The following is a 25,550-nucleotide window of genomic DNA, read 5'->3' on the forward strand; positions in this document are numbered from 1 at the left end:
GCAAAAATAGCCTCATTCGGTATCCAGCCGAATGAGGCTATTCTCATTAAAATGAATTTTTATTTCATTAAAATGAATATTTTCTGCATTAGTACCCATACTATTTATTACCAAGCTTGTTAAACAACTCAATTCCTTGTTCTAAATTGTTAGTGAAATACTGAAATGCTTCTGGTGATTCATTATGTAATTTTGTGAGCAAGGAGTTAATTCGATTTAATTGTTGCGCAGTTGCTGAATCCAGTTCTACGTCGAATTTCCCAATCCCCAAGTCACTTAGTATTTTTTCAAGCATCGCCAAATGTATTGTTTCGGTCTTACCAGTCTCGAAATTACTAAGATAACCTGTAGACACTCCAAGTTCTTGAGCGTAGTCAGTTAACCCGACATTTCTTTGAAGCCTCATATTTCTAACTTGTTGCCCCAATGTTCTCATGGAATCCCCCCCATATATTATTATACGCGACAAAAATTGGAATTTGAAGGAGATAAGAAGAAGTTGAGAACGGTAATTAACGAACAATAAGGAGGATTTAATGAGGGAGTCTGACGTGAACGAAATAAAAATAACAAATATCACATATGTTCATGATCCAGAAGCTATGCAAAAATGGTTAGACCTTTATGTCAATTTGTTTAAAGAAGCTTTGAATTCAGAAATAGCAAATTTAGGCGAGGATGAGCATACCCTTTTAGAGAAGGAGTTGAGGGAGTTATGAAAACTGTCTTGTATTGTCGCTCGTCTATTAAATCTCAAGAAAACTCGATTTCTATGCAGAGAACTATTTCTGAAGCTGTCGCTGCTCAGCATTCATTATTAATAGATGAAGAATACATTGATACAGCGGTCTCTGCACGTATTAATGATATTAGTAGCCGACCAAATCTTGCAAGGTTACTTAATGATATTAGACGAGGTAATGTAAAAACTTTGATTGCCTATAAACGGGATCGCTTAGCACGTAATGTTGGTCAGCATTTGAAAATTTACGAGATATTGAAGAAATATAACGTTCAGGTTATTTTTTCAGCTAGTAATGAACTCCCCCTGCAATATTCGCCAGCAGGGGAGTTTTTTGAATTGGTCATTGCTGGATTTAACGAGCGCGAAGTAAATCAAATTACACATCGAATCCGAGATACTAAACTTGCTCTATTTTCCGATGGGAAAAATCACGGAGGGAAGTTACCTTTTGGATACTTCCTAGATGCAGAAAAGATAATACAACCTGATCCAGTTAAATCAGATAAAATCAAGAATATTTTCAATGAACTATTAATCACAGAATGTCGTACATTTAGTGAATTTGTTAGGGATATTGAGGCAAGGAGAATTATTGAGAAGCACAAAGACAATTACAGCAAAATTAAAAAGTATATTACCACACCTGAATATATGGGCATTCGTAGAGCAAAATTTAATGATGATATTATCGAAATTGAACAAAAACGATTAAAAATTATTGACGAGGATACATGGAAACAAGCTCAAATGATACTTAGAACATTAATACAGAGTAGAGGTAACCAAAAATCTGAAGTAAGTATGCTTGATGGTCTTGTATTCTGTACGACATGCAATGAACCAGCAAAAAGAAAATTAATTTCATTTGCTGGGAAAGAATCTGTTATGTATTATTGCAGTGCCCATTATCGAAACAAGTTTCCTCAACAAGTATTAGAGAAATTCGTATTAGAAGAAGCAACTAAGTGGGTTCAAAATATGGCTTATCCCCAAAATAGCGATATGTACACGGATGTAATTAATCGAGTGAATTCAGAAAGTTCAACCAAACTCTTAGAGATAGAACAAAAAATGAGGAATTTAAACGATAAAGTAATTGGATTTACGGAACAGTGGATTCTCAATAAAGACCCTAATATCCAGGAAAAAATGGTGACAGATTATTCAAAATTAGTTCAATACGAGAACCAGAGAAAGTTACTCTTGAGAACTCAAAGTTTTATAAAGATGTTTCCAGCAAGAATTAAAGCTATATGGGCACAGATAAATGTTCAAAATGAACTGGATAATATGAATGGTTTAGGGATAGCTGAAGTGTTACATGATGTTGTAGGTAAAATTGAAATTGGCCCTCCTGATTTTTTGCCCCAAATTGAATTTAAACACCCGTTTTTAGAATTAGTAAACTTCAAGGATGGTGAAATTACAATTGCATTTAAGAGCGTTGATTAGTCCTGGAATGAGGGGAGTATTTTACGGTAGGCATTCAACAGACAAGCAAACGATGGATGCTCAGAGAAGCATGGCTTTAGATATTATTCGGAAGTATGAATGTGAATTTGTAGGTGAGTATTTAGATACAGCAGTTTCGGCAAGGAAAAAGGAACTGAATAAACGTAACGGTGTATCATATTTACTCGCAGATGCTCATTTAAATAAATATGATTTTGTAGTTATTTCACAGCACGACCGACTAGCAAGAAACCCCAGCGAACATCAAGAGATACGCTCAACTTTAAAGAAATACAAAATTCCCGTCATCATTGCGAGTACTGAAAGTCTGTATGATTCTGGGGACCCTTTAGTTGATCTAATAAAGGATGGTAACTCGAAATTTGAAGTGGATAACACCCGTGTTCGAACCAGAGACACAATGTATACCTTCTTTAAACAAGGTAAATGGCGGGGTGGAAAACCTCCTTTTGGATATCGTTATAATTCACAAACACAACTTTTCGAAGTAGTGGATCATGAACTTTTAGAAGTTAAGAAAATCTTTAAAATGTATCAAGAATACCTTGGTTTTGATATGATTGCCAAGAAATTACCATTAAACACATACGGTGGGGATGAATGGACTGATCAGGCAGTTCGTGCTGTGGTTACAAATCCCTTTTATGCGGGATATTTAACACGCGGAAGAAAGAAGGAACGGGCGAACAATTCATTTAACGATCGAGCAAAATGGGAAATGATACACAGCAAAAGCATTCCATCAGTTATTACTTTAGATGAATGGGAAAAATGTTGGCAACTATATGATAAGAGGGTCAATGGCAATATTCCTCCAAGACGATATAAAACGGATTTTTTACTAATTGATCTTCTTAAATGTGAAGTTTGCGGATATTATTTAGTAGGAAAAGATAAAAGAAGCAAGGGAAAGAAGACAGGAAAATACCATGGGAATAGGTATTATATTTGTAAATCTTGTACTTACAGAGTTGAATTGACCAAGGCGCATAAAATAATTGATTTTCTCTTAATGAATTTAGGGCATCAGCATGAAAGTGTAGTTGTAGACAAAGTAATACTAAGTATCCAAAATGACATATTTAATTTGGAACAGGAATGCGAAGTTCTCATCAAAACCATTTTTGAATTTAATGAACGGCTTAGAAAAGTTGATTCCGAAATTAGTCAACAATTTAAGACGCTTAATAATATGGATGTAGAAGAGTTAGAAGAAATTAGAGATAAGGTAAAATCATTTATACGGATATTAACACTGACTAAACATAACTGCGAACAAAGGATTAGTGATTTTGAATTACGCTTGACTCAGCAGCAAACTCAAATTAAACAAATTCGAAAATTGCAGCTTAATCATGACAATATTAAAAATAAACTGCAGCAAATAAAACTAGCCAAACCCAAGCCCGATTCCGATCCACGATTACTGCGTGGCTTATTATTCGAGTTTGTACAAGAAATCTTAATTAACCCGACAGGGAATGTTAAAATTATTGCTCGACACGATATTCTATATACGGAAGTGAAGTGACTTGTTTCAGAAATGAAGCAAGTCTTTTTCTTGTTATATCTCGGTTCTTGGATTAAAAGCTAGAATACTAGAGAAATAAAAACTCGGTTTTTTATTAGCCTTTCGATCCCGAAGCTTGTATAAAACCGAGATTAAACAGGCTTGTACACCCCATAAACCTTGCGGTATATAAGGCTTCTTAGTTTCCATCGTTATAAACGAATGACTGTCTAAATAAGTAGCTCGGTTCTTAGATGTTGATTAATTAGCCGTTTCTAGTATTCTGTATTCTATTACTATGAATCGCGTGGTACAATTTACCTAATTATCATGAGGCTGAATAAGCAGTAGGCAGACATTATACCGAATAGGTGGATAGAAATGGACAATCAAATCGAACAGCAGTTATCGAACAGAATAGCGAATTGGAAAAAGAACCTCATTGATATGAGTAAGAGGAACACACTACTCAATTTCAAACCAAAGAAAACCAATAGCGTGAATTTTTTGAATGCCCCGTTAGAGTTATATGAATCACTGGTGGGGGATGAAAAGCAATTAGATTGTAATAAATTAGTTACTCAATATACTCAGCAAATTGAAAAAATCAAACTTATGGCGATTGAAGAAATTGAGAAGAAGAAACGAATTGCCGAAGAAATTCAAAATTATAATAAGATTTTAAATAAGCTTAGAACTGCTGCAAAGACTCGAATGAATGAACAAGGAATAAATATTTCGTACTTATCATTTGGTCTTTTGAAATGGAAAGAAACACAGCTCGCGTCTTCATCAGATTTCTTTGCACCTTTACTGCTGGTACCTGTAACCTTAAAAAGAACTAGTGCAAATGCCCCATTTACTTTAAATCAATTTGAAGATGAGATTGTGATTAATCCTTTTTTAGCACACATGTTACAGGAGCAGCATGGCATTACCTTACCAGAGCTCCCTGAAGATTCAGCAAGTATTAACGTAAATGAATTGTGGGTAGAAATAAGAGAACTAGTTATTAATCTTGAGGGTTGGAGCGTCGAAGAGGATGTTTACTTATCGTTATTTTCCTTTAATAAACTGGTTATGTACAAGGACATGGAGACTTATAAAGATATTATTGAAAGTCATCCACTAATCAGAGAGATTGCAGGTGTATCTAACGAGGAGAGTAGGAAACAAACATTTGATCACACACGAATTCCTGATGAAACCAGTATGGATCGGGAAATTCCTTCCCATGAAATATTCAATATACTCGATGCGGATTCAAGCCAGCAACAGGCAATATTGGCTGCTAAGAATGAGATGAGTTTTGTTCTTCAGGGTCCACCAGGCACAGGTAAGAGCCAAACCATCTCCAATATTATTGCAGAGAACTTAGCAAACAACAAAAAGGTTCTATTCGTAAGTGAGAAAATGGCCGCACTAAATGTAGTGAAAAGTCGCTTGGAGAGTGAAGGCTTAGGAGACTTTTGTATTGAAATGCATAGCCAAAAAGCCAATAAAAGACAGGTATTAGATGAAATAAGCCACGTTCTTAATATTCATGGATCAAATAAGAAGATACCCAGGGAAGTATACAGCCAAATAAATGTCATTAGGGAAAAACTAAATACATATTCAGAAAAGGTTCATTTGGCCAGAGAACCGTATGATATGACAGTATACGAAATACACGGAATACTCTCTAGGTTGCAAAACGTTCCTGAATTCACAGTGGACTTCAACATCAGCCCAACAACTGAGCTAGAATCAATTTACAGATTGCTATCTGACCTAGAACGTTATCGGGCCTCTGTTTATAAATCTGACTTTCATCCTTGGGAAGGTTATAACGATGAGAGCTTTTCGCTTGAAATAAAATCTAAAGTGAAGAAATTTCTTGATAAAATGAAAAAACAATTGGAAAACACGATGGAAGTTGTATCAAATATCGAAACATTTACTGGCCTAAAGATTTCTACGCTAGATGAATTAAAGAAGGTAACTAATATATTGGACATGGCTAAGCATTCTCCTATGCCTCCAGTGGGTTGGTTTGATAAGATGGATATCTCCCAAATTATTATTGATGCGAAAAATTATCAAGAGAGATTTTCAACATTTCTTGATGACAAAAAGGAGTTAACCACAAAGATCAATGAGAATATATTGGAGGAAAGCCGCCTTCAAGATACCTATAACGAACTTTATATTGAAAATGAACAGTTTATTTCGATGATTCCTGAAACAAAACTGAACGAACTTTTGTTAACCAAAAGTGCATTAATATATGGGATCGAAGATATCCTGCCTATTCTCTCCAATGCCTCTAATTATGCTGAAATAGCCTCTAGTCTTGGAATATACGAGTTGGAAAATGCAAAAATACTCAACCAGTTGTTAAGTTATCTTACTTTGCTAAACCAAAGTGTAACTCCAACAGAGGTCTGGTTCGATGAAAACCAACTAGCCAATGTTTTAAATCAAGCCATGAATACAAAGGAAAAGTACTTAGAGACTGCAACATTACGAGGCGATTTGTTATCTAAATATAAGCCTTCTTTTTTAGAGATCAATGCTGAAAAGGCCTTAATTGATTTCGAAGTTAAAGAGTCCCTAGTTGAGTCATTCAGAAACACTCAAAGATCAGGATCAGAGGATGTTATTTTATATGATCAAAAATCAAAAGTGAAAGGATTACTCGGGGATTTTTTCAGTAAAACTAAATTATTAAACACATATAAAACAGAATTCGAGTCACTATTCGGAATAGAAATTTCCAACCTCTCCTTGATTGATAGTCTAGAAAATGTGATTCAATTTATCGAGAAATCTCCAAAGCCACAGGAAAGTTGGTTTAACTTAAATAATTACCATGGTATACAAACGACTATTCGAGAGGGTAAGGAGTTATTTAGTAAATATCAAATTGAATTCGATAGATCCACTAAATTATTTGAAGAAGAAGTGTATGACGAGCGAATTTACGATATTTTTACACGGTGTGAGGGGCCATACCAGTCATTTTTAAGGGTCTTTAATGGTTCCTATAAAAAGGATTTAAAATGGCTAAAGGCTAATCTGAAATCCAATGAGAAATTAGACTTTGATACGTTTCAGAAGAACGTTCGTAACATAAAACGAGTATTGGATTACAAGAAGTCCATTGGAAAAATGGAATCTGATTTACAATCATCGCTGGGGTGGCATTACCAGTTGTCTGATACAAATTGGTCTTCCATTGAACAAGCGTTATCAACTACAAGAGAGATTGTAGAATGGCATCAAGGACGTAGCATGACTGTATCCTTAAGAGAACTCTTACTTAGACCTGCGGGTAAAGTGGAGTTACTGACGTCTTCTTTTGCCCAGTTGAAACAAATAAGTACCGATTTGAAGAATATCATCAATCGAATTCAAAATGAGTATTCAAATTTAATTAGTTTATTCGGTCCTGATGCTTCAAAGATTAATACAGAACAATTATTTACTAAGCTTCAAATTGAATCGGAAAATGTGGACGCGTATTTTAATTTTGTGGATGAATTTAGTTGCCATCTTCTGAATCCAATGAATCTAAGTGTGATTTCCTTAAAACAAGATTTGAAAAATAAGATTATCCTTAAGCAACAATCCAAGGAGCTAGACGAAAGTTTTGAAAATGATATTAATATTCTGGGGAGTTCTTTTAAAGGTAATGATACGGAGTGGGATAAGTTTTTTAGGTTTATCGAAGAATTTAATTTGTTATTTAAAAGTAATGATCATATCACAAAAGAATTTAAAACAGCAATGCTCAGTGGAGAGGAATTTTATGTTGATGTAACGCCCCTTGTACAATGTATAAATAGCATTGAGAAAGAAATTCCAAAGTATCGGATGGCACTGCCAAAATTCTTTTCGGGTTACGAAGGTCCAGAATTATATTGGCCATATGCTGAATTTGGAAATACACTTAAATTAATAAAACGGCAAGTTGAAGAGTGGCAGTATGGATTCTCTAAACTCAGCTCATTTTTTGTGGTCACTGACTTAACATTCGATGAGATTAAAAATACATTAGAGATGGCAGTCCAAGTCAAAATGTATAAACAGATTATCGATAGTGAATTGGAGAATCTTAAAGTTGTATTCGGTGATCGATTCACTGGGTACAACACGAATTGGGAACAAATCTTTGACGCACTAGCATGGACGGATGAATGGCATAACTTGTTTGCTAATATGGTAATGCCGTCTAAGTTGCTGAATTATGTTACTTCAGAAGGAAACGGAAGCAAAATCGACATCATGGAGTGGCTAGAGCAGGCCGAAAAAGAATATGAAAAAAACATGAACCTTCAAAAAGATCTGCATTTGTATTTCACTGTATCTACTATCTTTAAGGGACTTGATTTTCCTGAACTTAAACTGGAGGAACTTATTCATTTTTCTGAAGTTCGTATTGATTCAATTGATCTTTTGGAAGACTGGATTAGATATTGTCGTCTTGAAGACCGTGCATCCAATTTAGGTCTCGGCAAATTTATGCTTGCAATAAAAAATGAGAACATTGGTGATTTTACGTTTAAGGATCTATTCCAAAAGAGATTCTTTACACTTTGGCTGGATCAAATTTATAAAAATGAACCGCTTTTATTTGACTTTGATGCAGACGCAATGAATACTGATGTTACTTCTTTTAGAAAATTGGATGTAAAGAGCAATCAGTTGAATGTCCTCCGCATAAAGGAAAGATTAGAATCAAACCGAAATCACGCGATAAATTCGCTTGCATTTCGTCGAGAACTTCAAATCATACAAGCGGAAATAGGAAAGAAAAAAAGACACTATCCAATAAGGAAACTATTAAATCTTACAGCGCCTTTATTCATGGAGATAAAACCATGTTTACTTATGAGCCCGTTGTCTGTAAGTCAATTTTTGGATGCTTCTGTAATTCAGTTTGATTTAGTGATATTTGATGAAGCATCACAAATATTCTCTGAGGACGCGATCGGAGCTATTGTACGTGGAAAACAGTTGATTGTTGTAGGAGATACTAAACAATTGCCTCCAACGAATTTTTTCCATAGCAGTACGATTGAAGAAGATTTCGATGATGAACAAGAAGAGGATCAAGAAGTTTCATATGAAAGTATTCTGGATGAGTGCGCTCATGTTCTCCCTCCAATTAATTTGCGATGGCATTATCGTAGTAAACATGAGTCATTAATCACTTTTTCGAATGAAGCATTTTATCACAATAATTTGATCACTTTCCCAAGTTCAGATAACGGCCCATATTTGGGAACAGAATTTGTTTATGTTGAAGATGGCGTATACGATCGAGGCGGAAATAAAACGAATAAAAAAGAAGCAGAACAGATTGCAAATTTAGTTTTTGAGCATTTTAAAGAACACCCTAATCAATCCTTAGGAGTAATTGCATTCAGTGAGGCTCAAGCTTCTGCTATAGAGAATGAACTGACCATATTAAGAAATGCAAATCCGTTATTTGAACGTTTCTTTCAAGAAGGGGCTCATGAAGAGTTTTTCATCAAAAGTCTGGAGAATGTTCAAGGTGATGAACGCGACGTCATTTTCTTAAGCGTGGGCTATGCTAAGGCAGCTGATCAAACGTTGCATTACAATTTTGGACCATTAAGCAAAGCTCGTGGAGAAAGACGGTTAAATGTAGCTGTTACCCGAGCCAAATATCATATGAAACTAATTAGCTCCTTAAAGCCATCTGATTTATCCGACGTAAAAGTAAGCGGCAATACTGGTTTACGCTTACTAAAGGAATATATGCAAACCACTATGGATGGCAAGTTGCCGATCAGTATGACATCGCATAAAGAGATGGAGTTTGACTCACCATTTGAAGAGGATGTATTCAATGTTCTTACGGACATGGGATACAAAGTTAAAACGCAAGTTGGTTGCTCAGGCTATCGAATTGATTTAGCTATCGTTGACCCACTGAATGACAATAAGTTTCTGTTAGGCATTGAATGCGATGGAAAGGCTTATCACAGTTCAAAGGTCGCGCGGGATAGAGATCGACTTCGTCAGCAAGTTTTGGAGGGGCTTGGGTGGAAAATTTATAGAATATGGTCACAAGAGTGGTTCAAAAAGCGGAGATTTGAAGTCAATCGACTTGAAAATTATCTAGAAACGATAAGGTACTTGGTCTGAAAAATTATTTGATTAGAAAAATGGCGTGCAAACTTAACATAAGTTTGCATGCCATTTTTCTGTTTTTTAGCTCGATTTAAAAAGTTGATTTTATGATTTGTTGCCTCAAATCATCATTTTCCACCTTTAACTGTTGAACCAATTCTTGAAGGTAAGCGATCTGTTCATCTTTGTCTTTCTCCAAAAGAAATCCCTCGATATCGCCATTATAAATGTATTCTGTAGGAATACGCCTGCTATTATGGCGAATAACTGTGATCTTTTTTTCAATTTCAAGTTGATTAATTACTCGATGAGCAGTAGCTAAGGCTACATATGAATTATCAGCAATATTGTTTACCGTCTCACTAAATCTCCTTGACCCAGTTGCCTTAACTTTTGAAACAAAATAGGCAATCACTTTATCAATATTTTCTTGTGATGGCTGATAATAAGTCATATATTACCCCCTGTATTATGCTGGAATGTTTAACCTTCACCTTTATAATCTTTGCTAAAGTCGATACTACTTTAGCTTTGGTGGATCGGCAACATCTCTAAAGGTAAAGATTCTTCCTGAGTAGTCTTCTTCGGAGGTCGACCCTTTTTCCTTTCCCCTGATGTTTTGGAATTGTCTATAAATTTATCGATGATTTCCTGCTTGTGTTGAGTAAGCATTTCCTGAACTTCTTTTTCATGGCGTAAAGTTGTAAGCTCAAGCGTTTGTTTAGCTTCTCTAAGCTGACTAGTGAGTTGCTCAAATTCCATTTGATTGAATTTTGAAATCTGATCATTCTGTCTTTCAAGTTCAGACTGCAAGTGGGATATGGTTTCTTTTTGAGCATTGTTCAGTTCATCCATTTGCATCCGCGATTTTTGGATCTCCGATAAATCACGTGTGACCTCTGTTAATTCTCTACTTCGGGTTTGTACTTGTTGCTCCAAGTCTTCTATAAGCAGTTGTTTTTCCAAAGCAACTTTCTCGATTTCTGAAGTGTTGTAGTTGTTGTCATCTATGATTTTCTTAATCAGGGAGGAGAAAATTTCGTTAATGCGTGAGGAGTGTTCCTGGAGAGCCTCTAAGTCGCTTAAGTATTTCTTTGCACTAGCATGATGCTTGTACATCTGAAGTTCGTATAGAGCGACGACGCTTTCGAACCATTCCTTGCTGGATAATCCTGATGCGGAGATCATTGAGGAGACTTTTTCTTTAATTTCTGGGTTCACCTTAACTCCAAATGTTTCTGACGCCATGCTAACCTCCTTCTCCGTGAAAATTAACTCGGTTAACCCTGTAAGTGAGGTTAACCGAGTTAACTCCAAATGTAACTGGATTTTATTCGCTATCAGATTATATGGAATACAGGCTGGCATTATCACCTAGAAAATTTGAAGGAATAAAGTGTATATGGAATAGGACAATCTTATTGAGTAATAGGCATTACCTAGAGGTGATGTCTGTGCAGCTCAAGATCGTGTTTAAGTCCATTGAAAAGGAAAAGTCACTTGAGAAGATCATTGAAGAATTGATTGATGACACCATTCGGAAGGTGCTAGTCAATCATCCAGGCATAAGCTATAACAGGGAGACCGCGAAGGACAGACTATCATGATAAATCAGGTGATGTATATATGATAAATCCTAATGTAACGGCTATATATGTACGTGTGTCAACCACTAAGGATTCTCAAAAAGATAGCCCTGAACACCAAAGAGGGCTATGCGAAGAGAAGGCTAGAATACTTGATTTGGATGTAGAGTATTTTTACGAAGATCGTGATACAGGAACATCTATCGTCGCAAGGGAAGAAATCCAAAAATTGATCCGAGATGCCAAAGCTAAGTATTTTGGAACGATAATATTCGCTTCGTTATCGCGTTTCTCAAGAGATACGCTTGATTCACTTAACTTAAAGAGGATCTTAGTTGATGCTTTAGGAATCCGATTAATTTCTATTGAAGAGGGCTTTGATTCGCTGAAGGATAATGATGAACTTAAGTTTCAGATTATATCGGCAGTGAACCAGAAGCTTAGCGAACAGATCAGTCTTTCATCTAAACGTGGGATTAGACAGTCGGCTCTAAAAGGAAACTTTACAGGTAGTGTGGCTCCGTTCGGATATAGAAAAATAGTGAATGGCGATAAAAAGACCCTTGTACCTGATGAGAATGATAGGATTATCGTCGAACTCATCTACCATTTATATGTATCCCGTAAGATGGGCGAAAAGGCAATCGTAAAATATCTCAACGAAGAGATGGAGATTCCTTCACCAAAAGGAGGAGTCTGGGGAATTACCACTATTCAGAGGATTCTCACTAATGAGGTATACACAGGGCAGAATGTGTTTGGGAAATACGAAGTGAAAAAGGTTTACAACGACATTAACAATATGTCTGACCGAAGTAGAAAACAAGTGCAGCGCGACAAGACTAAGTGGGAAAGATCTACCGAACAAACTCACGAAGCGATCATTGATAAAGAAACATTCGAACTTGCCCAAGAGATTCGTTTGAAACGTGGTGGAGGAAGGCGTGGGGGCGTTAGAAATCGAGTGAATGTATTTGCTGGCATGATCTTTTGTAAACATTGTGGAGCGTCTCTGGTGAGTTGTAAGGGGAAGTCGAGAAAGGACGGCCCAGTATATCGATATTTAATTTGCTCAACTAGGAGACGACAAGGTGAGATGGGATGTATCAACAATGCGTGGATACCTTATAAAAACTTTAGAGATACCATCATCAATGAAGTGAGCAACAAGTTGAAGCAGGTTATTAACGTCGAGACTACAACTAGCCAAAGCAAAGAAAGGATTTTAAAGAGAAAGACATCCAGTGAAATGGACAAGGATTTAAAAAAGTTGGAGAAAGGGATTCAGGAGAATCGGAAGCTGCTGTTCGAATTGAGAAAACAAAATATGCTTGGAGAAATCGATGAAGAACAATATCTCTTTGAAAAGCAACAGTATGAACAGGATATTGCTTCACTTCAATCTGAACTAGCGAAGGCATCTCAGAGTATGGAAGAACAAATTAATTTGGAGAAAGTATACGACGAGATTAGAGAAGCATTGGAAAGCCTTGTTAATCTTGAGTTTGATCGTATGGATGAAATGAGACTTGTCTTGACCAAGCTTATTGATAAATTAGTTGTGAGCATGGATGGAGAAGTGGAGATTTATACACCTTTGGGGCAGTTGGAATCGTAAGTCATTCAAAATCACCTATTTTTAAAATTGGATGGATGATTTTGATATTGAATTAACGAGTGCAATTGTGGAACTATTATTTATGATACGGATCACCGCAATGTACCTAAGCACAAAGTAAAGTTCACTACAAGGTATACATCTGTGTATAAAGGATAAAACCACTCCTGACAATGGAGTGGTCTCTTCAATTTAGCTTCTCTTTTATTGAATATCATTTCCCATTAGGTTCGTAATAAGTTATCACTAGGTCTGTCTTTCGTAAACAATCCCTCTAATCCTGTCTGCACTCAAATTAAACAACTTGGATAACTGCTGTATACTTATACCTGATTCAAATCTGCGAACAATCTCTTCATTTCGTTGTTCCAATTCCTTACGTATACCCGTTGATTCCCCCCAAGTTTGTCGTTCTGTTTGGGGAATATAGATGTGTTGACCCTTGACATATTTCTGAATTTCCTTTATTAAACTCTCAGGTAAAACTTCCCGCGCATTCACGTATTTTTTCATTTGCTATACCGTTTTAAACAAAAGAACTGTACAATTTTGGTCGATGCCAGGATCGTCAAATCCTTCACGAATAAGCATGGAGAAAACTTCGAAATTCTTTAAAGTGATGCGTGAATATACATGATAAATGCCTAATTGCTTCATAGAAAGTAAGGAAGCATGAAGCAATCTTTCCTTTTCACTCTTATCTAAATGGTATCTGGGTCTAAAGTGGAGTCCAAAGCCAGAAGCATCGAAGAACTCATTATCACTACCCTTATTAGCTATAACAACTCTATAATAAGCGATACCCACCAGTTCCTTTGTTCCTTTATCCATCAAGGTAAGGACGATTTGATCTGGGCTTTTAGTAACAAATTGCTTGCTAACTAATTCTGCAATCACATCTTCTCCATCATCAATTAATATCTGCCTAATATCGGATAGTTCCATATCAGTAGCAGGATAGATATTTTCATTATGAAAATCATCTGGCACATTCCAATCCCTCACATCAAGGGATATTATAATATTTGAGAACTCTTCTGAGTTAAAGCCCAACTGTTCCCACAAAGTAATTTCTCTATTCCTGATCTGACCAAATTTACTAAAGGCAAATATGAAGAGTTTTTTTCCACCTTTTTGATTCACTATGGAAGAACATTTTTCAACCAAATCTTTTAGAACCTCTTCATGTCCCTCAGCCACACCAAATTCGATATAACCATTCGACGTTACTCCTGATAAAGTAACACCCATCACTGCAATCACTTTTCCATCTTTTTCAACAACATATCCTTCTTTGTTGGATTCAGAAGAAAAGTAACTATCTTTGAGTTCGCTAATTGTCATACCTATGCCTAAAAACTTAGGGTCAGGATTAAATCTTTTTGCTGTCTGATTAATTAAGCTGAGCAAAAAATCAAAATTATCATTTACGGAAAGCTGTCTTACCACATTAGAATTATTCATGTCATCATCTCCTTCGACTCCATTATGGCAATTTACTACTATTTTTGAAATACTAAGAATTTTTATAAAAAACCCTTAGGGGTAGGGGGAGGTTTTTTGTTGTGGAGGGAAGAGCGGCGCGTGGTGTTGCTGAGCTATTTCTTTTTATTGTGAATCTGTTAAATTAGAGGTTGATATTGAAGTAACGGGCAGGATAGTTTAATAAATTATGGAATATTCCTAATATGGCATTTTATTGATGTTAGGAGGGCGGAATATGGAATTTATATTTATTCGGCACGGTCATGGAGAACATCTCAACGATTATCCAAATCGGTTGAATACTTTGCATCCGAGTCTTACAGAGTACGGCAAATTTCAAGTAACTCAGCTACGAAACGAAATTAAAATTGATCCTGATGATTTAGTTCTTGTAAGTCCAACTAAACGTACAATTGAGACGGCAACTATTATACAAAACGGTACGGACTTCATAATTTCTCCATTTGTTGGTCCAAGAATGTTTCCTCAGAACCCCAAACTTCCTTTCTTAGCTTGTGATCACATCCTTTCTAAATCTGAAATTACAAATCTTTATGGAGATACTGAAATTCTTGATTTCAACTTGGATTGCTGGAAAGAAGGGATTAATAGGATCGGACAAGATATTTTTGAAGGATATGCTACTCGGTTATTAGATTGGATCAGGGAAAGCTATAAAAAAGTTTTTATCATTTCACATGATGGTACGATAACGAATTATCGTATATTGCTTGGAGAAAAAGGATTGACCAGAAATGATTTTCTCGGTGAGGCTGGGGTATATCGAATGAATTTGTAGCCTGTTGGTCGCTAAGCTAACGGGACACAATAGTTGATTAGATAAGAATGCAGCCGAGGAATGCGAGTGGCTGCTTTTTTATTAAACTAACTGCAAATGAATAGGAATGCTCCGAGAGAAATACATATTGTTTGTTGACTTAATGTAAATGGATTCAAGTGTTTAAAAGTATAAAGGGGTGTGTAATAATGCATTTTTTCATTGGAATCGTTCCACCTGAAGATTATAAAGAACAAATTTTGGTATTTCGTAATAAATGGGTTAAGACATTTCGAAGTCGATGGGATAATAATGGATTTAGGGCTCCTGTGGAGCCTCATATTACTGTTAAACTCTCAAATGGACTTACGGAGGACATGAATTGGCTTGAAAAGGTAAGAGAGACTTGTTCTTCATTTCCAATCTTCCAGTTAACTTTGTCTGAACCAGGAACATTTGGAACAGCGGTTACATTCCTTAGTGTTGAATCGAAAGAGATATATAATCTACACAATAATTTGGTAGATGCGGTTTCCCCACCAGCCGAACTTATTGACAGTAATATAGAGTTGGATAACTTCATTCCACATTTGACTTTGGGTCAAACAAAATGGGGTATGAATGAAGCAGAAATTATAGAAATGAAATTGGCTGCGAGAGAAGCATTACTTCCTTTTCCAAGCTTCGATGTAACATTCGTGCGGTTATTTGATATCAAAAAAAACGTACCTTTAGAAGATATCAAACTTGCCAAGTTGTTCTAAACAGATCATTGAACTAACGGGACACTTTAGTTGAATGATACACATTAATGAGCAGGCGCTACGGTAGCCTGCTGTTTTCATTGAAGTAACGGGCAGTAGAGCGAAATAGTAAATCGAAGAAATGCATTAACGTAAATTGACTGAATTTCCCCTTCCCCTTATTCCATTTTATGTATATTATTAAATGAATCAATTCACATGAGAGGTGAGCAAATGGAAATTAAATATAAAATTAATGCTTCGCTTTGTTCTAAAGATGTTTCGGATGTTTTTAAAAGTTCTGGAATTAAACGTCCTGCAGATGACCATGAACGTATTCAAAAAATGATTGATAATGCAGATGTTAACATTTCTGCTTGGGATGGGGTTAGGCTAATAGGCATTGCAAGAGCAATTACTGATTTCTCATATTGTTGTTATTTATCTGATTTAGCAGTATGTAAGGAATATCAAAAAACAGGCATTGGAACAGAACTTATTAAGCGTTTACGGGAGCACTTAGGAGAAGAAGTTTCTTTATTATTGCTATCTGCTCCGACTGCAATGGAGTATTACCCACGCATTGGTTTCGAAAAGACAGAAAAAGCATTTTTGATACCAAGAGTAAAGTAATGATTGACTAACGGGAAACGATAGCTCAATAAATACACAAAGGCAGCTGGTCAGTGGATCGGCCGCCTTTGTTCAGCTAACGGGCAGGCTAGTTTTAATATAGCAAAGGCGAAAATACAAGTAACCTTTAGTTCACATACGTGGTAAAATTAATGTAATATTTTTTGGGGGCGGGTTAGAGTGGAGGTACAATTCAAGGAATATTTAATTAGTGATGATACGTCAAGAATTAATGTTCAAACGGTTATTGACTTTTTGTCTATTAGTTATTGGGCTAGTCGAAGACCCATCGAGAAAATTAAAAAATCTATTCAAAGCTCAATTTGTTATGGTGTATATCAAGGCGACAAAATGATTGGTTTCGCAAGATTAATTACTGATGGAGCAACAATGTATTATTTGTGCGATGTCTTTGTATTGGAAGAATATCGGGGGCAAGGTATCTCAAAAAAGCTAGTTGATGTTATAACAAATGCTTCAGAATTCGAATGGATGACAGGGATTTTGGGGACACAAGATGCACATGGATTGTATGAACAATTTGGGTTTAGTAAGGATTCAGAACGATTTATGAAAAGATTACCACAACCACGAAAAGTATATTAATAACAGTCAAGCAGCCTCCTAAGAATTCAAATGATAGCTTCCTGTATTACGCTAACGGAGAACGATAGCTCAATAAATACACAAAGGCAGCTGGTCAGTGGATCGGCTGCCTTTGTTCAGCTAACTGGCAGGATAGTGAAAGAGGATATGTCATCTTTCTAAGCGAAGTTGACTATAAATCTGAAAATAAGGGGGTACTACAAATGTTCTATGTAAATGTAGAAGGAGCTGTTTTTCAAGAGGATAAGTGGCTAATAATTGGACGCAGTATGAAAGAGGAACACGCTGGGGGACTTCTTTCGCTTGTTGGAGGTACAGTTGAAAATGAGGGTAACACCAAGGATATATTAGAAAGAACTATTAAAAGAGAACTCTTTGAAGAGGTGGGAGTAAAGGTAAAAGATAAGATTAAATTTGTCAGAAACACCTCTTTTATATTAGACAATGGTAGTGAAGTTATTGATATTGTTTTCCTTTGCGAGTTTGATAAGGGTGAACCTTATGTTAAGAGTCCAGATGAGGTTGATGCTGTGTATTGGATGACAACTGATGAAATACTGAGTAATCCAATGGCTCCTATCTGGCTAAAAGAAAGTATACAAGAGGCAGAGTCTCTACGTAAAAAAACTTCATATTAAGCTAACGGGGAACGATAGTTCAATTAATTTAAGGCTGCCGATTGAAGTGGATAGGTAGTCTTTTCAGTTAGAGATAGATACTCACTTATAGCTCCAATGTGCACAATTCCCTCAGTACATCATAGTTATAGGTAATGAATCCGAGTTATCAAATGAGAAGTCGTTAAGCGATGGACAGTTTAAAGAAACTTTCCAAGCGATGGAAGCGTCTAAAGATAAAATACTAAGGAGGGATTTGTTTGGAGTACCAAGTTCCTAAACAATGTATTTCGGTTGCAGCTCTAGTCACAAATGAGAGTGGTGAGGTATTGTTGCTTAGAACACATTGGCGCTCAGATACATGGGAAATGCCAGGTGGTAATGTAGAATTGGGGGAACCCCTGGATAAGGCAATTTACAGAGAGTTCCTTGAGGAGACAGGCATCATTATTAAGCCAATGGGTATTACAGGTGTGTATATGAATATAACAAAACAAGTTTTGTCTGTATGTTTTAGAGCTCAATACGTAAGCGGAGAAATAAAAATTCAAGAAGAAGAGATACTCGAAGCTAGATACATAAAAATTGATGAATCGAATATTGGGGAGTACATAACAAGACCGCAGCAAAGATCTAGATTGTTAGATGCGATGAATGCAAAATGTATTGTTCCATTTGAAGCCTGGGAAGCAGACCCCAATTATACGTTGTTACATAGATTGGAGGGAGACATGGACCATAAATGATTATTAAACCGATGCCTGAGAGTATACAAGTAACTGTTGATCGTGATGAGCTTCTCTTACCTTACAGCCTTCAACAATCAATAAATTCCTTTTGGGATTCATTAACAAAAGAAAAACCATACCTTACTCGAGGCGAAATATTTTCAATAAAAACTATGAGTCTGTCTGAAGAGGAACTAAAGATAACTTTGCAAAAAACTGACTATGCTCATTTTATGTTCTCCAAACTTTTGAATATCGACCATCCATACAAGTGCCGAGGAGTGGTTGCGAATGGAGTTATCCTTACAAAGGATAGGTATTTTGTGATTGGAGAGATGAATACACGTACTTCCGCTCCTGGAAGGTTGCAATTTGTTGCGGGAGGCATTGAGGCAAGCGATCTTCAGGGTGACGTTGTTCATATGTTTGGAAGCCTGATAAGGGAATCACAAGAGGAAATTGGTATCAATTTGACAGACTCGAAGCTGGTTTCTAGGGTGACGCCAAAATACATTGTACAATGGCAATCGATAGCTTTAGTTTACCTAATTGAATTAACCATCGATTCTTCCCAGTTAAAATTACATTATGATAGCTTCGAGAGTACACTCCTTAGTAGAGGCATAACTCCAGAATTTTCAACCATTGTCTTTGTACATGCAAATTATATATCCACATTCTTGGATAACGACCTTAGATGTAAACTCGATTTCCTTCCCAAAGTTCTGGAAGAAATATGTGCAGATTCAATACGATAACATGGAACAATGCTTTAGCTTATGGGAACGTTGATTCAAAATTTCTTGCTGTTACAGGTAGTGTGGAGAACCGTGTCATTTGAGTAGTGCTAATGGAGAGCGATAGTTCAATTACCGTTACCGTCTTTTAATTAGGTGATTTCCTTAAGATCAACAATCAGTTTACCAGTGCCTAGATTATCAGTGTGTTTCAAACCACACTACGAATGTAATGCAAAAACTAAACGTTAAAGGCCGTTCACAAGCGGTTGTCGAGCTGATCAAGCTTGGGGAGCTGAAAATATAGCTGGCCATGTCTTCGGAAGTGACGCGTTTAAGCCTTCTTTTGCCCTTCGGGGCAAAGGGAGGTTTTTTGTTTACTCACCAAAACAACTGAAGAGTGAGTTAGATCACCGTATGATTTTTATGACATGATAAATTAGAGATATTAAGGTAGTTCAGGAGGATCTGTTATGACCAGATATGAACAACAAAGAAATTTTCTGAAATCCAATTTTCATGAATTCAAACATATCAAAACAGATAAGATCAAGGGAATTGCACAACCGCCAATTGTTAAGCCATTTGATTCAGATGCACTAATTATTGATTTGCCCAAGGTCAGCAAAGACGTTGTGAGTAAAGAAAATATTTTTGATTGTATAGATCAAAGAAGAAGTACACGGTTCTATTCTGAGGATACTGTGAGTCTGGAGGAGTTATCCTATTTATTATGGGCTACCCAAGGGATTAGCGGTATGAATAAGAACGGACTTACGCTGCGGACTGTACCCTGCAGCGGGGCGACGCACACCTTTGAAACCTATTTAATGATTATGCGTGTAGAGGGTATTGGGCAAGGGATCTACAGATATCTGCCTGTGGAACATAAGCTCTTATTTATGTTTGAATTAGATCAACTTGAACAAAAGATTGATGCTATTACTTTGGATCAGCCCTTTGTCCCTAACTTTGCCAAAAAGGCTTCTGTATTGTTTGCCTGGAGTACCACACCCTACCGCTCCGAATGGAAGTACGATATTTCTGCTCACAAAAAAATCCTCATCGATGTTGGACATGTCTGCCAGAACCTTTATTTAGCCAGCGAATCCATCGGTGCAGGTGCTTGCGCAATTGGAATCTATGATCAAAAGTTGATAGATGAGATTTTAGAATTAGACGGCGATGAAGAATTTGTTATCTATCTTGGTGCAGTTGGCAAGAAACGAGAATAGCTAGGAATGCTAGATATGTCTTTGAAGTGATGCGTGTAAGCCTTTTTCACCCTTCGGGGTGGGGAAGGTTTTTTGTTTATATTCCAGCTTATTTGCCCAACTGCTCAGTTTGAACGAAGAGGAAATCGTAATGTTTAATTGATAATCATTCTCATTGCATATATAATTAACCCAAAGTAAGAGGAAGCAGGGATGAGCATGGAGCGAAGCAATGGACTGAAAGAAGCAGAAACGATTGATGCCCATAAGACGCTTACATGTGAAGGGGTAGATTATAATTACCGTTTTAATGGGGCTCATTTTGAGATTAAACCCCCAGTCGAAATAGGGGAAGGCAGTTGCCGCAGCCTGCTTAGCCATGGGTATATCCAGATGACAGATTTTAATCTCCGGTTTAATCGGGATATCGAAGCAAAGGGCAATTTTAGCACTCCGCGTACGGAGCTGGCTTTCTGCATAGGGCATGGCATTGAGTGGGGGACTTCGCTGAAATCGGACTATTTTATTATAGATACGGGAGAAATTGCGCTGTTTCATGGCGGGGTAAGAAGTGAAAACTGCACATACCTGAGTGGGGCGGGGTACCGATTCATCAGCATAGATATGAGCCCGGCACAATTTGAGCGGATGACCAGTGGTCTGACCGAAGATACACGGCTTCGCATTGGAGCTGGTGCGGGTTTGTTTTTTGGAAAAAATAACATCACACCATCCATCCGCTTCATTCTGTCGCAGATTGCGGATTGTTCCTATAGCCATGGCATGCGTGAACTTTATCTGGAGGGCAAAATGCTGGAGCTAATGGCTGTCTATCTCAATGAATCTTTATATGAAGCAGAGCGGATTCCGTGCTCGGTCAAGCTGTCCAGAGAGGATATGGAGAGCCTGCGGCTCGCTAAGGAGATTTTGCAGCGTGATTATTTGCACCCGCCAACGCTTGCAGGCCTTTCTCGCATTATATGCCTCAATGAGTTTAAGCTGAAAAAGGGCTTTAAGGAAATGTTTGGTTATACCGTGCATGCTTACGTTATCGAACAACGGATGCAGAGAGCGCAGCAGCTGCTGGAACAAGGGAGTATGACTGTAAGTGAAGCAGCCTCCAGGGTTGGATACGGTAATGTGAGTCATTTCTCGGCAGCCTTCCGCAAAAAGTTCGGTGTGCGTCCAGGAGAATATCTGATCAGCGGCAGGCAGCGTCTCTTCGGTATTAAGTTGTAAGTCCGTATCCTCCTGCACAGATGCTCCTGTTTTGGTTAATTATAATCCCTTAAACGGTAGCAATCGTGAACAACGTTCCTATACACTAGTGCACAGAGAATCATTCTCAGTGCACTTTTTTTTGTGCGTAATTACCAAGAGTGGGGGAACAGCTGTGAGTAAAACCAAAACCGGCATGCCAAGGCTGCTGGAGATCGCCGGAGAGAAGCGAGGTTTGCTGCTCTTGTCCGGAATATTGTCATCTGTCAGCGCTGTATTAATGCTGATTCCGTTTTTGTCTGTTTATTTCATTTTGGCAGAGCTGCTGCGCCATGCTTCATCGCCTGGACAGGTCGACGGTGCGTATATGATCCACTGGGGGTGGATTGCACTTGGAGGGTTAATCGGAGGGCTGGTGACTTCGTATTGTGGTATTATGTGCTCGCATATTGCGGCTTTTCGAATTCAATATAATTTGCGTGTGCGAATGACCGAGCATTTGGGCAGATTGCCGCTCGGTTTCCTGAATGGGACATCAACTGGCGTGGTCAAGAAAACGCTAGAGCAGAATGTCGACAAGGTGGAAAATTTCGTAGCGCATCAGCTTCCCGATTTAGTCAGCGTGCTGGCTTCTACGGTGCTGATGATCGTGGCGATGTTTTGGCTTAGTCCGCCGTTGGCGGTAGCTTGCCTGCTGCCGATAATTATAGGATTAGGTGTGCAGTCAGCGCTTATGATGAGCAGCAGAGGCAAGGCCAGTGTGAAGCAGTATCATGATTCGTTGGAGCAGATCAATACTTCGGCGGTGCAGTATGTACGGGGGATGCCGGCGGTTAAGGTGTTCGGGCAGACGGTGCATTCTTTCAGAAAGTTCTACAGTGATATGACCAGCTACTGCGATTATTGTCTGGAGTATACGGACCGTTATCAAACAGGTTATATCTTATTCAAAACATTGCTGGCGTCACCGTTTACCTTTATTTTGCCGGTGGGCATCTTCATGCTAAGCGGTCGACCGGATTCCATGTCTTTTGCGCTTGTGCTGCTGTTCTTTCTAATTATGGCGCCCGGCGTTTCATCTCCGCTCTACAAGCTACTTCTGCTGGCTTCAAGCACTCGGGATATTGGCGAAGGCGTGGAGCGGATGGACCGTCTCTTGGCACAGCAGCCTGTACCAGAAATAGCAGAACCGCTATCCCCGCATACTTTTGACGTTGAATTTGTGGATGTAACCTTCTCCTACAGTGAAGATGCAGGGACTGCAGCGGCGCTCAGCGAAGTCTCATTCCGTGCGGAACAAGGGAAGGTTACAGCGCTGGTAGGGCCGTCAGGTTCGGGAAAATCGACGGTGGCCAGCTTGGTGCCGCGGTTCTGGGACCCGCAAGTGGGTGCGATCCGTATCGGTGGAGTCGATATTCGCCATATGGCAATCCATGAATTAATGAATACAGTTGCTTTTGTATTTCAGGAAACCTTCCTGTTCTATGACACTTTGTATGAGAATATTGCTGTCGGCAAACCGGGAGCGACTCTGGAGGAAGTCCAGGCTGCAGCCAGAGCGGCACAATGCGACGAGTTCATTACTCGGCTGCCGCAGGGATACGATACGTTAATTGGTGAAGGCGGTGTCTATCTCTCGGGTGGTGAGGAGCAGCGCATTGCGGTAGCTCGGGCTATTCTCAAAAATGCACCAGTGCTCGTGCTCGACGAAGCGACTGCTTTTGCCGACCCGGAAAATGAGTTTCATATGCAGTTAGCACTTACGGAGCTTATGCGCGGCAAGACGGTTATTGTAATTGCTCACCGACTCTCCTCTATACGTGAAGCTGCACAAATTCTGGTGCTGAGGGATGGAGAAATCGTGGAACGTGGAGAGCACGCAGGTTTGATTGAGGCGGACGGGCTTTACGCCAAAATGTGGCATGCCTACAGTGACGCCGGAGATTGGCATATGGAAAAAGGAGGGGATCAGCTATGAAGGTATTGCATAATATTACTGCCGGCAAACCGCAGCAGTTGCTGAAGCCTGTACTTTTTTCCTTGCTGGCTAATCTAGTTAGTGTGCTTCCGTTCGCGCTTGTAATTGAGGCGGTGCGGTTGATTTTTGCTCCTTATATTACTGTGGGCGCAGAACTTCAGACAGAACGCCTTTGGTGGATCTGCGCAGGGCTTGTCGCCGTCATGGTGCTGATGTTCCTGAGTGAGATTCCCGCCTATCGCACCGCTTACCGCGGGGCATACAATGTTGCTGCACAGGGACGTGCGGAATTAGCAGAACATCTGCGGAAGCTTCCGCTGGGTTACCTGACTCGCCGGGACCCAGGTGATTTAGCCAATATGATGATGGGCGATTTCACGCTCGTTGAGACGGGCATTTCACATCTGCTGCCACAGCTTGCGGGGGCTTTTGTACTGCCGATATTTGCACTTGCTGGTTTACTGTTTCTGGACTGGCGGATGGCGATTTCCATGTTCGTAGCGCTGCCGGTTGCTCTTCTGATCATGTATATATCGGGCAAGCTGCGGCGGAGACTCGGAGCGGATCATATGAAGGCCAAGCTGAACGCTGCGAACCGATTGCAAGAATACTTGAACGGCATACGGGTGATGAAGGCCTATAATCTGACGGGAGAACGATTTGTCCGTCTGGATAACTCTTTTAAAACTTTGATGAAGGAAAGTGTGAAGCTGGAAGGGATGTTCGGTCCGGTTATTCTAACCGCTATGGCTCTTCTCCGTGCGGGGCTGACCTTAATGATATACGTAGGTGTTCATCTATTATTAGGCGGGGAGCTCGGTATTTTGCAGTTGGCAGTATTCCTTATTGTCGGCACACGAATCTATGATCCATTGACCACGGCGCTAGCCAATTATGCCGAATTCCGCTACAACGAACAAGCGGGTGAACGTATAGTAGACCTGCTGCGCCAGCCGGTAATGACAGGTGCTACGAGTCCTCTTCCTAAAAGCAGCACCATTAGGTTTGACAATGTAACCTTCAGCTATGGAGGAGAGCCTGTTCTCAAAAATTTAAGTCTGGAAATGCCGCAAGGTTCACTGACTGCAATTGTGGGTCCGTCAGGCAGCGGCAAGAGTACAGTGCTGCGCCTGATCTCACGTTTCTATGATCCTGAAAAAGGGAGTGTTCTGCTAGGTGGGCGCAACATCAAGGAGATTGATCCAGAACATCTGCTAGGATCCGTATCGGTGGTGTTTCAGGATGTGTACCTGTTTCAAGATACCATTGGGAACAATATTGCTTTTGGGCGGCCGGGGGCGTCGCAGCGGGATATTCAGCAGGCAGCGGAAATGGCTCACTGCCATGGTTTCATCATGAAATTACCGCTTGGTTATGATACGCCGGTAGGCGAAGGCGGAAGCACGCTCTCCGGAGGGGAGAAGCAGCGGATCTCCATTGCCCGTGCGATTCTCAAGAACGCTCCAATTGTGCTGTTGGATGAAGCTACTGCATCGCTTGACCCGCAGAATGAGGCCGAAATCCAGAAAGGAATTGATGCGTTGATTACGGGCAGGACCGTCATTGTTATCGCTCACCGGCTGAAAACCATACGCGGTGCGGACAACATTATCGTACTGGAAGACGGTCAGCTGGTAGAGCAGGGACGACATGATGCCTTACTGCTGCGCGGCGGATTGTACGACCGGCTCTGGAAGCTGCAACAGCAGTCCGTTGGATTCCGCATCACATCTTAGG

22 protein-coding genes and 1 pseudogene are annotated in these 25,550 nt (G+C 39.0%); 18 read left to right on the forward strand and 5 right to left on the reverse strand.

Annotation, left to right across the window (positions count from 1 at the left end):
* Nucleotides 1–100 precede the first annotated feature (100 nt).
* Nucleotides 101–436 (reverse strand): helix-turn-helix domain-containing protein, encoded by a 336-nt coding sequence (locus MHH49_RS15300; protein WP_341138234.1) that lies wholly within the window; start codon nucleotides 434–436, stop codon nucleotides 101–103.
* A 115-nt stretch (nucleotides 437–551) separates the two neighbouring features.
* On the opposite strand from MHH49_RS15300, the gene MHH49_RS15305 reads away from it, so the two are divergent.
* The 4 genes from MHH49_RS15305 to MHH49_RS15320 all read left to right on the forward strand — a co-directional run bounded on the left by MHH49_RS15305 (nucleotide 552) and on the right by MHH49_RS15320 (nucleotide 9,887).
* On the forward strand, nucleotides 552–719 hold the full coding sequence (locus MHH49_RS15305) for a hypothetical protein (protein ID WP_341138235.1): 168 nt from the start codon (nucleotides 552–554) through the stop codon (nucleotides 717–719).
* Nucleotides 716–2,197: a recombinase family protein gene (locus MHH49_RS15310; protein WP_341138236.1), complete on the forward strand. Its 1,482-nt coding sequence runs from the start codon at nucleotides 716–718 to the stop codon at nucleotides 2,195–2,197. Before MHH49_RS15305 ends, MHH49_RS15310 begins: the two co-directional genes overlap by 4 nt.
* Before the next feature lie 7 nt (nucleotides 2,198–2,204).
* Complete coding sequence (locus MHH49_RS15315; RefSeq protein WP_341138786.1) at nucleotides 2,205–3,749, forward strand: recombinase family protein; 1,545 nt, start codon at nucleotides 2,205–2,207, stop codon at nucleotides 3,747–3,749.
* Nucleotides 3,750–4,109: 360 nt separating this feature from the next.
* A complete protein-coding gene (locus MHH49_RS15320; RefSeq protein ID WP_341138237.1) occupies nucleotides 4,110–9,887 on the forward strand; it encodes a DUF4011 domain-containing protein in 5,778 nt (1,925 codons plus the stop codon).
* A gap of 76 nt (nucleotides 9,888–9,963) precedes the next feature.
* Here MHH49_RS15320 and MHH49_RS15325 read toward each other — a convergent pair whose 3' ends face one another.
* Together MHH49_RS15325 and MHH49_RS15330 are read right to left on the reverse strand one after the other, a co-directional pair.
* Nucleotides 9,964–10,326 (reverse strand): hypothetical protein, encoded by a 363-nt coding sequence (locus tag MHH49_RS15325; RefSeq protein ID WP_341138238.1) that lies wholly within the window; start codon nucleotides 10,324–10,326, stop codon nucleotides 9,964–9,966.
* 71 nt (nucleotides 10,327–10,397) lie between these two features.
* Nucleotides 10,398–11,120: a hypothetical protein gene (locus tag MHH49_RS15330; RefSeq protein WP_341138239.1), complete on the reverse strand. Its 723-nt coding sequence runs from the start codon at nucleotides 11,118–11,120 to the stop codon at nucleotides 10,398–10,400.
* Nucleotides 11,121–11,326: 206 nt separating this feature from the next.
* Here MHH49_RS15330 and MHH49_RS15335 point away from each other — a divergent pair, with 206 nt between their 5' ends.
* Nucleotides 11,327–11,479 carry a hypothetical protein gene (locus MHH49_RS15335; RefSeq protein WP_341138240.1) on the forward strand — a complete coding sequence of 51 codons (153 nt, stop codon included), beginning with the start codon at nucleotides 11,327–11,329 and terminating at the stop codon, nucleotides 11,477–11,479.
* A gap of 19 nt (nucleotides 11,480–11,498) precedes the next feature.
* The gene (locus MHH49_RS15340) at nucleotides 11,499–13,076 is read left to right on the forward strand and encodes a recombinase family protein (protein WP_341138241.1); all 1,578 of its coding nucleotides are present in this window, start codon (nucleotides 11,499–11,501) and stop codon (nucleotides 13,074–13,076) included.
* Nucleotides 13,077–13,322: 246 nt separating this feature from the next.
* On the opposite strand, the gene MHH49_RS15345 is transcribed toward MHH49_RS15340, so the two are convergent.
* Both MHH49_RS15345 and MHH49_RS15350 read right to left on the reverse strand, forming a co-directional pair.
* Entirely contained in the window at nucleotides 13,323–13,589 is a 267-nt protein-coding gene (locus tag MHH49_RS15345; RefSeq protein WP_341138242.1) for a CD3324 family protein, read from the reverse strand.
* Between the two features lie 3 nt (nucleotides 13,590–13,592).
* Entirely contained in the window at nucleotides 13,593–14,540 is a 948-nt protein-coding gene (locus MHH49_RS15350) for a hypothetical protein (protein ID WP_341138243.1), read from the reverse strand.
* Between the two features lie 256 nt (nucleotides 14,541–14,796).
* Here MHH49_RS15350 and MHH49_RS15355 point away from each other — a divergent pair, with 256 nt between their 5' ends.
* From MHH49_RS15355 to MHH49_RS15410, 12 genes and pseudogenes are all read left to right on the forward strand, one after another.
* Complete coding sequence (locus MHH49_RS15355; RefSeq protein WP_341138244.1) at nucleotides 14,797–15,360, forward strand: histidine phosphatase family protein; 564 nt, start codon at nucleotides 14,797–14,799, stop codon at nucleotides 15,358–15,360.
* 188 nt (nucleotides 15,361–15,548) lie between these two features.
* A complete protein-coding gene (locus MHH49_RS15360) occupies nucleotides 15,549–16,103 on the forward strand; it encodes a 2'-5' RNA ligase family protein (protein WP_341138245.1) in 555 nt (184 codons plus the stop codon).
* Nucleotides 16,104–16,316: 213 nt separating this feature from the next.
* Nucleotides 16,317–16,715, forward strand: a complete 399-nt coding sequence (locus MHH49_RS15365) for a GNAT family N-acetyltransferase (RefSeq protein ID WP_341138246.1) — start codon at nucleotides 16,317–16,319, stop codon at nucleotides 16,713–16,715.
* Between the two features lie 180 nt (nucleotides 16,716–16,895).
* On the forward strand, nucleotides 16,896–17,321 hold the full coding sequence (locus MHH49_RS15370; protein WP_341138247.1) for a GNAT family N-acetyltransferase: 426 nt from the start codon (nucleotides 16,896–16,898) through the stop codon (nucleotides 17,319–17,321).
* A 203-nt stretch (nucleotides 17,322–17,524) separates the two neighbouring features.
* Nucleotides 17,525–17,959, forward strand: coding sequence for an NUDIX hydrolase (locus MHH49_RS15375; protein WP_341138248.1), 435 nt, complete (start codon nucleotides 17,525–17,527; stop codon nucleotides 17,957–17,959).
* 239 nt (nucleotides 17,960–18,198) lie between these two features.
* Entirely contained in the window at nucleotides 18,199–18,684 is a 486-nt protein-coding gene (locus MHH49_RS15380; protein ID WP_341138249.1) for an NUDIX hydrolase, read from the forward strand.
* Nucleotides 18,681–19,424 carry an NUDIX hydrolase gene (locus tag MHH49_RS15385; RefSeq protein ID WP_341138250.1) on the forward strand — a complete coding sequence of 248 codons (744 nt, stop codon included), beginning with the start codon at nucleotides 18,681–18,683 and terminating at the stop codon, nucleotides 19,422–19,424. Before MHH49_RS15380 ends, MHH49_RS15385 begins: the two co-directional genes overlap by 4 nt.
* A gap of 187 nt (nucleotides 19,425–19,611) precedes the next feature.
* Nucleotides 19,612–19,710, forward strand: a pseudogene (locus MHH49_RS15390) (LuxR C-terminal-related transcriptional regulator); the annotation flags it as partial.
* A 166-nt stretch (nucleotides 19,711–19,876) separates the two neighbouring features.
* On the forward strand, nucleotides 19,877–20,638 hold the full coding sequence (locus MHH49_RS15395) for a SagB/ThcOx family dehydrogenase (protein ID WP_036679680.1): 762 nt from the start codon (nucleotides 19,877–19,879) through the stop codon (nucleotides 20,636–20,638).
* Between the two features lie 192 nt (nucleotides 20,639–20,830).
* Nucleotides 20,831–21,856, forward strand: a complete 1,026-nt coding sequence (locus MHH49_RS15400) for a helix-turn-helix transcriptional regulator (protein WP_051491081.1) — start codon at nucleotides 20,831–20,833, stop codon at nucleotides 21,854–21,856.
* A 175-nt stretch (nucleotides 21,857–22,031) separates the two neighbouring features.
* The gene (locus tag MHH49_RS15405; protein WP_076098596.1) at nucleotides 22,032–23,813 is read left to right on the forward strand and encodes an ABC transporter ATP-binding protein; all 1,782 of its coding nucleotides are present in this window, start codon (nucleotides 22,032–22,034) and stop codon (nucleotides 23,811–23,813) included.
* On the forward strand, nucleotides 23,810–25,549 hold the full coding sequence (locus MHH49_RS15410; RefSeq protein ID WP_038573122.1) for an ABC transporter ATP-binding protein: 1,740 nt from the start codon (nucleotides 23,810–23,812) through the stop codon (nucleotides 25,547–25,549). Before MHH49_RS15405 ends, MHH49_RS15410 begins: the two co-directional genes overlap by 4 nt.
* Nucleotide 25,550: the final 1 nt, after the last annotated feature.

This window comes from Paenibacillus sp. FSL F4-0122 (assembly GCF_038002845.1).
Classification (GTDB): domain Bacteria; phylum Bacillota; class Bacilli; order Paenibacillales; family Paenibacillaceae; genus Paenibacillus_AQ; species Paenibacillus_AQ odorifer.

Excerpts from the sequence above, each read along its gene's own strand:
- MHH49_RS15300 (WP_341138234.1), bottom strand. The coding sequence starts at position 436 with ATGAGAACATTGGGGCAACAAGTTAGAAATATGAGGCTTCAAAGAAAT.
- MHH49_RS15310 (WP_341138236.1), top strand. The coding sequence starts at position 716 with ATGAAAACTGTCTTGTATTGTCGCTCGTCTATTAAATCTCAAGAAAAC.
- MHH49_RS15315 (WP_341138786.1), top strand. The coding sequence starts at position 2,205 with ATGAGGGGAGTATTTTACGGTAGGCATTCAACAGACAAGCAAACGATG.
- MHH49_RS15320 (WP_341138237.1), top strand. The coding sequence starts at position 4,110 with ATGGACAATCAAATCGAACAGCAGTTATCGAACAGAATAGCGAATTGG.
- MHH49_RS15325 (WP_341138238.1), bottom strand. The coding sequence starts at position 10,326 with ATGACTTATTATCAGCCATCACAAGAAAATATTGATAAAGTGATTGCC.
- MHH49_RS15330 (WP_341138239.1), bottom strand. The coding sequence starts at position 11,120 with ATGGCGTCAGAAACATTTGGAGTTAAGGTGAACCCAGAAATTAAAGAA.
- MHH49_RS15340 (WP_341138241.1), top strand. The coding sequence starts at position 11,499 with ATGATAAATCCTAATGTAACGGCTATATATGTACGTGTGTCAACCACT.
- MHH49_RS15345 (WP_341138242.1), bottom strand. The coding sequence starts at position 13,589 with ATGAAAAAATACGTGAATGCGCGGGAAGTTTTACCTGAGAGTTTAATA.
- MHH49_RS15350 (WP_341138243.1), bottom strand. The coding sequence starts at position 14,540 with ATGAATAATTCTAATGTGGTAAGACAGCTTTCCGTAAATGATAATTTT.
- MHH49_RS15355 (WP_341138244.1), top strand. The coding sequence starts at position 14,797 with ATGGAATTTATATTTATTCGGCACGGTCATGGAGAACATCTCAACGAT.
- MHH49_RS15360 (WP_341138245.1), top strand. The coding sequence starts at position 15,549 with ATGCATTTTTTCATTGGAATCGTTCCACCTGAAGATTATAAAGAACAA.
- MHH49_RS15365 (WP_341138246.1), top strand. The coding sequence starts at position 16,317 with ATGGAAATTAAATATAAAATTAATGCTTCGCTTTGTTCTAAAGATGTT.
- MHH49_RS15375 (WP_341138248.1), top strand. The coding sequence starts at position 17,525 with ATGTTCTATGTAAATGTAGAAGGAGCTGTTTTTCAAGAGGATAAGTGG.
- MHH49_RS15385 (WP_341138250.1), top strand. The coding sequence starts at position 18,681 with ATGATTATTAAACCGATGCCTGAGAGTATACAAGTAACTGTTGATCGT.
- MHH49_RS15395 (WP_036679680.1), top strand. The coding sequence starts at position 19,877 with ATGACCAGATATGAACAACAAAGAAATTTTCTGAAATCCAATTTTCAT.
- MHH49_RS15400 (WP_051491081.1), top strand. The coding sequence starts at position 20,831 with ATGAGCATGGAGCGAAGCAATGGACTGAAAGAAGCAGAAACGATTGAT.
- MHH49_RS15405 (WP_076098596.1), top strand. The coding sequence starts at position 22,032 with ATGCCAAGGCTGCTGGAGATCGCCGGAGAGAAGCGAGGTTTGCTGCTC.
- MHH49_RS15410 (WP_038573122.1), top strand. The coding sequence starts at position 23,810 with ATGAAGGTATTGCATAATATTACTGCCGGCAAACCGCAGCAGTTGCTG.